The organism is Prochlorococcus sp. ALOHA_ZT_50 (assembly GCF_022447305.1).
In the GTDB taxonomy this organism is placed as follows: Bacteria; Cyanobacteriota; Cyanobacteriia; order PCC-6307; family Cyanobiaceae; genus Prochlorococcus_A.
In genome coordinates, this window is record NZ_JAKVCI010000020.1 from 25,902 (window position 1) to 34,181 (window position 8,280).

8 protein-coding genes and 1 tRNA gene are annotated in these 8,280 nt (G+C 33.8%); 4 read left to right on the plus strand and 5 right to left on the minus strand.

The genetic code is table 11. The features are described 5' to 3' along the window. Positions 1 to 72: 72 nt before the first annotated feature. From MK115_RS06520 to sfsA, 3 genes are all read right to left on the minus strand, one after another. On the minus strand, positions 73 to 1,269 hold the full coding sequence (locus MK115_RS06520; RefSeq protein ID WP_079293847.1) for a 4-hydroxy-3-methylbut-2-enyl diphosphate reductase: 1,197 nt from the start codon (positions 1,267 to 1,269) through the stop codon (positions 73 to 75). Between the two features lie 88 nt (positions 1,270 to 1,357). Beyond that, on the minus strand, positions 1,358 to 2,818 hold the full coding sequence (locus MK115_RS06525; protein ID WP_011862304.1) for an ammonium transporter: 1,461 nt from the start codon (positions 2,816 to 2,818) through the stop codon (positions 1,358 to 1,360). A gap of 179 nt (positions 2,819 to 2,997) precedes the next feature. Next, positions 2,998 to 3,738 (minus strand): DNA/RNA nuclease SfsA, encoded by a 741-nt coding sequence (gene sfsA / locus MK115_RS06530; RefSeq protein ID WP_287610412.1) that lies wholly within the window; start codon positions 3,736 to 3,738, stop codon positions 2,998 to 3,000. Between the two features lie 70 nt (positions 3,739 to 3,808). On the opposite strand from sfsA, the gene murJ reads away from it, so the two are divergent. Then, the gene (murJ, locus tag MK115_RS06535; protein WP_287610414.1) at positions 3,809 to 5,392 is read left to right on the plus strand and encodes a murein biosynthesis integral membrane protein MurJ; all 1,584 of its coding nucleotides are present in this window, start codon (positions 3,809 to 3,811) and stop codon (positions 5,390 to 5,392) included. A 3-nt stretch (positions 5,393 to 5,395) separates the two neighbouring features. On the opposite strand, the gene MK115_RS06540 is transcribed toward murJ, so the two are convergent. Next, positions 5,396 to 5,680, minus strand: coding sequence for a DUF3181 family protein (locus tag MK115_RS06540; protein ID WP_075439273.1), 285 nt, complete (start codon positions 5,678 to 5,680; stop codon positions 5,396 to 5,398). A 14-nt stretch (positions 5,681 to 5,694) separates the two neighbouring features. Next, positions 5,695 to 5,946, minus strand: a complete 252-nt coding sequence (locus tag MK115_RS06545) for a hypothetical protein (protein WP_011862300.1) — start codon at positions 5,944 to 5,946, stop codon at positions 5,695 to 5,697. Positions 5,947 to 6,032: 86 nt separating this feature from the next. Here MK115_RS06545 and MK115_RS06550 point away from each other — a divergent pair. The 3 genes from MK115_RS06550 to MK115_RS06560 all read left to right on the plus strand — a co-directional run. Next, positions 6,033 to 6,106: transfer RNA gene (locus MK115_RS06550), tRNA-Arg, on the plus strand. Between the two features lie 77 nt (positions 6,107 to 6,183). Further along, on the plus strand, positions 6,184 to 7,455 hold the full coding sequence (glyA, locus tag MK115_RS06555; RefSeq protein ID WP_025971697.1) for a serine hydroxymethyltransferase: 1,272 nt from the start codon (positions 6,184 to 6,186) through the stop codon (positions 7,453 to 7,455). After that, on the plus strand, positions 7,452 to 8,280 hold an 829-nt coding region (locus MK115_RS06560; RefSeq protein WP_287610417.1), incomplete at its 3' end, for a CinA family nicotinamide mononucleotide deamidase-related protein. The genes glyA and MK115_RS06560, both read left to right, overlap by 4 nt.

Consider the following 8,280-nt stretch of genomic DNA (forward strand, 5'->3'; position numbering starts at 1 on the left):
AAAGTAGATCTTTTGGAATTATCTGACTAATAAATTAAAAAAACTAAGCAAATTTATAAATGAATAACAAATTCAGGAAGCAATATCAATTAACTTTTCAATAACATCTGCAACAACCTTATCAGGAGTGGATGCACCTGAGGTAATTCCAACATTAATTTTTCCACTAGGTAGAAAATTATTTTTAAGTTCTAATTCTGATCCTAGTGGTTTATGAAATATTGAGTTTTCTTTAACTGATATCCTCTCTGGCGTATCAATGTGAAAAGAAGAAATATTTTTAGTAATTGCTATTTCTTGTAGGTGAGTAGTATTAGAAGAATTGAAGCCTCCAATAACTACTAAAATATCAAGGTCTTCATCAACCAAAGAGAACATTGCATCTTGCCTTTCTTCAGTTGCATCACAAATAGTATTAAAAGCTAAAAAGTGACTATTTAAGTTTTCTGGTCCAAATTTCTTTAACATCGTCCTTTCAAAAACCTTTCCAATTTCCTCAGTCTCGCTCTTAAGCATAGTTGTCTGATTTGCAACTCCCACTCTATCTAAATCTTTATCAGGATCAAATCCATTAGAACAAGCTTTAGCAAATTTGTTCATAAACTCATTTCTATTACCTCTCCCCAGAATATATTCAGATACGTAGTTCGCTTCTTCTAGATCAAGTACAACTAAATATTTACCTGCGAATGAACTTGTAGCGAGAGTCTCTTCATGTTTAAATTTTCCGTGAATAATAGATGTGAAAACATGTTTTTTATGTTTTTCAACTGTATGCCAAACCTTAGAAACCCATGGACAAGTTGTATCAATGATATGACAACCTTTCTCATGCAAGAGTTTCATTTCTTGAACAGTAGCTCCGAAAGCAGGAAGTATAACAACATCCCCATTAGAAACTAAAGAAAAATCTTTAATTCCATTTTTAGCTGAAATGAATTTTACATTCATTTTTCTTAAATGATCATTAACCGAGGGATTATGAATTATTTCGTTTGTTATCCAAATATTCTCATTTGGGTAATGTCTTCTAGTTTCATAAGCCATTGCTACAGCTCTTTCAACTCCCCAACAGAAACCGAAGGCTTGGGCCAACTTAATATTTAGTCTGCCTTTAGTGTAAGTAAAACCATTATCCCTAATAGAACTTATCAAATCACTTTGGTAAGCTTCTTCTAACGCTTGAGCTCTTTTTGTTGGAGAATCGAAACCCCTTCTATTGTATCTATCAGAATGATGAAGGGATCTTCTAAAAGCTTGAGTATCCATCTTCCTATATTACAACGTTTTAAATAATTTTTCGTAAAAAAAAGAAACCTGACATAAGTCAGGTTTCTTAAATCAATTTTCAGTTAGATTATTTAGCAGATGCAAAGTCTGGATATGCTTCCATTCCATGCTCTCCTATATCTAAGCCTTGAGTCTCTTCCTCTTCAGATACTCGGATTCCACCGAATAATCCTCCAATTACAGACCAGGCAATCCAGCAAGTAACTAGTGTCCAAATAGCATAAGCTGCGGCACCAAGAGCTTGAACTAGAAGAAGGGTAATACCTCCACCATTGAACAATCCCATACCTGCTCCATCACCTTGTACAGCTGTACCCCAAAGACCGATAACTACAGTACCCCATACACCACAAACTCCGTGAACAGAGAATGCACCTACAGGATCATCGATCTCAGCGGCATCAAGTGCTGCAACAGAAAATACAACGATAATTCCGCCTACTAGTCCTGCGAACCAGGCTCCAGCAAGAGTCATATCACCACAACCAGCAGTGATACTAACCAAACCAGCAAGGATTCCGTTAATTATCATTGTAAGATCAGGCTTACCAGAAGTTAATGTTGAAACAATAGTTGCACCAATAGCTCCAGCTGCTGCTGCCAAAGTAGTTGTTACAGCAACATATGGAACCCATTGATCCATAGCAAGTTGAGAACCGGGGTTAAATCCGTACCAACCTATCCATAGGACTAATGCACCTAGAGTAGCTATAGCCATATTGTGTCCTGGCATAGCCTGTGGTTTCCCATCAGAGTATTTGCCAATTCTTGGTCCAAGAAGCATAGCTCCTACAAGACCCGCCCATGCTCCAACTGAGTGAACAATTGAAGAACCAGCAAAATCAACAAAACCTAAAGAATCAAGCCAACCACCATTCCATTTCCAGCTACCAGCAATTGGATATATAAATGCAGTTAATACAACAGCAAAAACAACAAATTCTCCAAATTTAACTCTTTCAGCAACAAGACCGGAAACGATAGTTGCCGCAGTTCCTGCAAAAGCAGACTGGAACAAGAAATCAACAGTTGGGACTAATCCAGCATCAGTTACCATATCTGCAGTAACTGTTGGATCAAAAAATAAGCCTCCAAAATAAAGCCATCCGTCAGCAACACTTCCTCCGTACATTAATGAATAGCCGATAAACCAATAAGAAGTTACAGCTAGAGCAAATACAAAGAGGTTTTTAGCAAGAATGTTAACAGCGTTCTTAGAACGGCACATACCTGCCTCAACCATAGCGAAACCGGCGTTCATAAAGATCACTAGAATAGTAGCGATCAAAAGCCATAAATTGTTAGCAAGAAAAGCTGCATTCAACTCAGGTAAATCAGCTGCGTGAGCTGAAAGATTAAAAATACCTAAACCAAACAAAGCTAGGGGAACAGTTGCAAGCCACAACATAGAGCGGTTTGAACTAAATCCTCGAATACTCCTCAAAAGGAGCATAGGTCCATTAACAAGACTTGCATCTTGAAGTTTGGACCTAGAGCGCCTTTGAGGCGTTTGCAAAGCAGTGGTCATAAAAAAAAATTAGATCTGCAAAAAAACAGTTTTACTGTTTCCTTTCAAATTTAAATTTATTCAAAAAACTTATCCGTGTCTAGTAGTTGTTTATACCATTTTTATAGTTGCACCTTAAAAAATTATTTGTTAAATTTAAAAATTATTTTTTTTGGATTTCAAAATATCAAGTTTTTTGGCTATTTTAAAGGTTTAATTCCATTCCATGATACGTGATCTTTATGAAATTCAAAAGAACATGGAATAGTTATCATTCCTACACTTAAAGATTCTCTAAAAAGACTGCCGTATAAGGGATCTGCATCATCTCCAGGGGCAAAAAAACAAGCGTCTTTTCTTGTAATACAAAGTACTAAAACACTTTTACTTTCAGGAATTAATTCCTTTAATTCTATGAGGTGTTTTTGGCCTCTTTTCGTTACTGTATCTGGGAATAGAGCTACATTTTCTTTAATCCAAGTCGTATTTTTAACCTCTATGTAAATGTTACGTTTATCAGGATTTGAAGATTTTGGAGTTAAAAAAAAGTCAATTCTGCTTTTTTTATCTTTTCCATAAGGAACTTCAGATTTAATTGTCTCTATTTCTCCTATTATTTCGTCAAGCAAATTTTTCTCAATAACCTTTTTGATTAACTTATTTGCAAATAGAGTATTAATACCTACCCAAACCTCCTCATTTTTTGCATTAAAAACACATATCTGTTCCCAAGTAAAAGGTAATTTTCTTTTTGGAGAAGAGGAAACACTTATTCTTACTTTTGCTCCCTCACTCAAAAGTCCCTTCATTGGGCCAGTGTTAGCACAATGAGCAGTTACTACCTCTCCACTCTCTAATTCAATATCTGCAAGAAACCTTTTATACCTCTTAATTAAAACCCCTTCAATTAATGGATCAAAATCAATTAACCGATCATTCATAAATATGTCGTTAGTTAAAAATCAAATATAATTGAAACTTAAACTTATTGAAAAATTTAGACGATTCCAAATGCATTCATTTTTAAAAAATAATGTTTTTTCAATTTCGTTTGGTACTAGTCTAAGTAAATTAGCTGGATGTATAAGACAAATATTTATAGCTGCTGCTTTTGGGGTTGGTGTAACGTACGACGCGTTTAATTATGCATATATAATTCCTGGTTTTTTGCTAATAATCATTGGGGGTATTAATGGTCCATTGCATAACGCAGTCGTTGCAGTTTTAACTCCGCTTAACAAAAAAAATGGAGGGATTGTTTTAACTCAAGTAAGCATAAAACTTTCAATATTATTATTAATTTTAGCCATATTGATTTACTCGAATTCCAGTTTATTAATTGATTTATTGGCCCCGAATTTAAGTTACGAAGCTAAATCTATTGCCACTTACCAATTACAAATACTTACACCTTGCATCCCTTTATCCGGCTTCATAGGTTTAAGCTTTGGCGCCTTAAATTCCCAAAGAAAATTCTTTTTATCAAGTATAAGTCCAGCAATAACAAGCGTAACTATTATTTTTTTTATTTTATTTAGTTGGATTTTCAACCAAGAAAATACATCTTCTAATTTCTTTACTTACACGGGATTACTGGCATTTGCAACTTTGACAGGAACTTTAATTCAGTTTGTTGTTCAAATTTGGGAAATAAATAAAATTGGTCTCTTGAGATTAGAGTCAACCTTCAATTTATTTAAAGATGAAGAGAGGAGGATTTTCAAACTAATTATTCCAGCATCTATCTCATCAGGTCTAAGTCAAATTAATGTTTTTATCGATATGTTTTTCGCTTCAAGTTTTCAAGGCGCAGCATCTGGACTAGCTTACGGAAACTTTCTTATACAAGCCCCCTTAGGCATATTATCTAACTCCTTGATTCTGCCATTACTTCCAAAATTCTCTAAATTGAGAAGTGAAAAAGACGAAAGAGGTCTCCAAAAAAAATTGATATCTGGGATAGAGTACTGTTTCTTGACAGCTATTTTTTTAACCGGATTTTTCATAACATTCAATAATCAAATCGTACAATTAGTTTTTCAAAGAGGATCTTTTGATTATTCAGCAACTTTAAAAGTAAAAAATATATTAATTGCTTATGCAGTTGGCATACCATTTTATCTTTATAGAGATTTATTAGTAAGAACTTACTATTCAATAGAAAAAACAAACTTCCCTTTTAAGTCTTCATTTGCAGGGATAATATTTAATATTTTTTTTGATTGGTTTTTAATTGGTGCCCCAATTAAGAATTTTGGGAATCTTTCTCCATATAATTTCGGAGTTGTGGGAATAATTTTATCTTCAGTAATAGTCAACCTTATAGTCTGTATTTTGCTTTCTTTTAATCTGCGAAATGAAGATATCCATTTACCTAACTTGGATTTATTGAGGAAAATTAGCCTCATGTCATTAGCAGCATTTATAGACAGCACACTTTGTTTTACTATTCTCCAAACTACGAATAACTTCAATTCAAATCTTGCAGAATTTTTATTATTAATATTTGGAACTCTAACTTTTTTTGTGATTTATTTTTTACTTACAAAATTCTTGAAAGTAAATAAATTTAAAGTTTCAAAAAAAGAGATTTAGTTTTTAAAAAAAACTTTCCAAAATCTCCTCTAATTCTAGAATTTGTGAGTTAGTGATTAAATTAATCAGTGGAATACTATTAACACCATCCCCTACTTTTACATTTATTGCTTTCAAACTTAATTTTGCAGCCTCCAATGGGCCTTGATCTTTATTGCTGATACATTCAATAGCAAGATGCCTAGCTAGGCCAGCGTCTCCAAGATACAAATTCCACTTTTCTATTTTAATAAAAACCTTTTCGGAAATAACATTTTCTAGATCACTTATACGTATCTGAGAGTCCATAAATATAAATTGATTTAAGTTGATTGTTTTGAAGTATCTTTAGGTTTTTTTATAATTACGAAAAGTAAATGGGAGGCCAAAAGAACTGACCAGACAATTGCAAAATTATTAAAATAGCCGATTTCATATTTAATCTCTTTTAAAAGCCACGTGCCACTTACAATCGCAGTAAATATCATGCAGTGAATAACAAAATTTACTATTCGAGAAAAATGTTTATAGATAGGATCTTCTAAATCACCATTTCCGTACCACTTTATAGGCATATTAATAATTAGATTGTTAATAATAGATATTTTACCCGAAATCTAGTTGACTAAGAGACCCTGAAACAGAGATATTACATAATTATGCGCCTGTAGCTCAGTGGATTAGAGCACCTGACTACGGATCAGGGTGTCGGGAGTTCGAATCTCTCCAGGCGCGTTTAAAATTCTGAAATATTCTTTTTATATTTTTCTAAAAAATATCGTCTATATTATGGGTATTACTTATCAAATTCAATGAATATCCTTCAAAATCTTAAAGAAAGTGATCCAGTAATATCAAATTTTATCAACTCTGAAAAAAATAGGCAGGAAACTCATCTTGAGTTAATCGCAAGCGAAAATTTCGCATCAATTGCCGTTATGCAGGCTCAAGGTTCCGTCCTTACAAATAAATACGCCGAGGGATTACCTCAAAAAAGATATTACGGGGGATGTGAATTTGTTGATGAAATCGAAGAATTAGCTATTCAGAGAGCGAAAAAATTATTTAATGCAAATTGGGCTAATGTTCAACCCCATAGTGGAGCACAGGCAAATGCTGCTGTTTTCCTAAGTCTACTTAAACCTGGCGACACAATCATGGGGATGGATTTATCTCATGGTGGACACCTAACTCATGGGTCTCCAGTAAATATGAGTGGTAAGTGGTTCAATGCAGTTCACTATGGTGTAAATAAAGAAACTAGTGAATTAAATTTTGATGAAATAAGAGAGATAGCACTTGAAACAAAACCAAAATTGATCATATGCGGATATTCTGCTTATCCAAGAACAATCGATTTTGAATCATTTAGAAATATTGCAGATGAAGTTGGTGCTTTCTTAATGGCTGATATTGCACATATTGCCGGTCTTGTAGCAAGTAAACTTCACCCAAATCCAATACCTTATTGTGATGTAGTAACTACAACTACTCATAAAACATTAAGAGGGCCTAGAGGGGGACTTATCTTATGTAAAGATGCAGAATTTGGAAAGAAATTTGATAAATCTGTTTTCCCTGGAACTCAGGGTGGGCCCCTCGAACATATAATTGCAGCTAAAGCAGTTGCATTTGGAGAAGCCTTGCAGCCAGATTTCGTTAATTATTCCCAACAAGTAATAAAAAATGCAAAAGTTCTAGCTTCAACTTTAATAAATAGAGGTATCAATATCGTGAGTGGAGGCACTGATAACCATATTGTTTTACTCGATTTAAGAAGTATCAATATGACTGGTAAAATTGCTGACTTGCTTGTAAGTGAAGTGAATATCACTGCAAATAAAAATACCGTTCCATTTGACCCTGAATCACCTTTTGTAACCAGCGGACTAAGGTTGGGAACTGCTGCTTTAACTACTAGAGGCTTTAATGAGAATGCTTTTGCTGAAGTTGGCGAAATTATTGCTGATAGATTACTTAACCCAGACGATTCACTGATTGAAAGTCAATGTAAAGAAAGAGTATTAACCTTATGTAATCGTTTTCCTCTTTATGAAGGCAAACTTGAAGCATCAATTAAATGAGTCCTAACTCCAAGGGAGTTGAAATTCTTTCTATTGGAACAGAGCTACTCTTAGGAAATATTATCAATACAAATGCTCAATGGATTTCTGAACAGTTATCTCAATTAGGCTTAAATCACTTTAGGCAATCAACTGTCGGTGATAATTGTGATCGAATTATAAAAGTAATTCAAGAAATATCGAAAAGAAGTAATCTTCTAATTACAACTGGTGGCTTGGGACCCACCCCAGATGACTTAACTACTGAAGCAATAGCCAAATCTTTTAATGTATCTCTTTTTGAAAGACCGCACTTATGGGATGAAATTAAACAAAAACTTCCAAACTCAAAGCTCAAGGACGATTCCTCTAGCTTAAGGAAACAATGTTTCTTCCCAAAAAATGCTCAAATAATTAATAACCCTAGGGGCACTGCCCCAGGAATGATATGGGAACCAATAAAAGGATTTACTATTCTTACTTTCCCTGGAGTACCAAGTGAAATGAAAACTATGTGGGAAGAGACGGCGTATGATTTCATTAAAACCAAATTCTCAGATAATTATTCCTTTTATTCAAATACTCTTAAATTTGCAGGTATTGGAGAATCTAGTGTTGCAGAAAAAATTAATGATCTATTAAATCTTAAAAACCCGACTGTTGCTCCATATGCAAACTTAGGAGAGGTTAAACTCAGAATCACCGCGCGAGCTAAGAACGACCTAGAAGCAAAAAATATAATTAAGCCTGTAAAAGAAAAATTAAAAAAAGATTTTTCAAAGTTTATTTTTGGAGAGGATAATGATACTTTGCCAAGCGTTTTAATAAAAGAGTTAACTAAAAATA

What these genes read in the sequence shown, in the direction of transcription:
- MK115_RS06540 (WP_075439273.1), bottom strand. Translation starts at nt 5,680, where the DNA reads ATGGACTCTCAGATACGTATAAGTGATCTAGAAAATGTTATTTCCGAA.
- MK115_RS06525 (WP_011862304.1), bottom strand. Translation starts at nt 2,818, where the DNA reads ATGACCACTGCTTTGCAAACGCCTCAAAGGCGCTCTAGGTCCAAACTT.
- glyA (WP_025971697.1), top strand. Translation starts at nt 6,184, where the DNA reads ATGAATATCCTTCAAAATCTTAAAGAAAGTGATCCAGTAATATCAAAT.
- sfsA (WP_287610412.1), bottom strand. Translation starts at nt 3,738, where the DNA reads ATGAATGATCGGTTAATTGATTTTGATCCATTAATTGAAGGGGTTTTA.
- MK115_RS06545 (WP_011862300.1), bottom strand. Translation starts at nt 5,946, where the DNA reads ATGCCTATAAAGTGGTACGGAAATGGTGATTTAGAAGATCCTATCTAT.
- MK115_RS06520 (WP_079293847.1), bottom strand. Translation starts at nt 1,269, where the DNA reads ATGGATACTCAAGCTTTTAGAAGATCCCTTCATCATTCTGATAGATAC.
- murJ (WP_287610414.1), top strand. Translation starts at nt 3,809, where the DNA reads ATGCATTCATTTTTAAAAAATAATGTTTTTTCAATTTCGTTTGGTACT.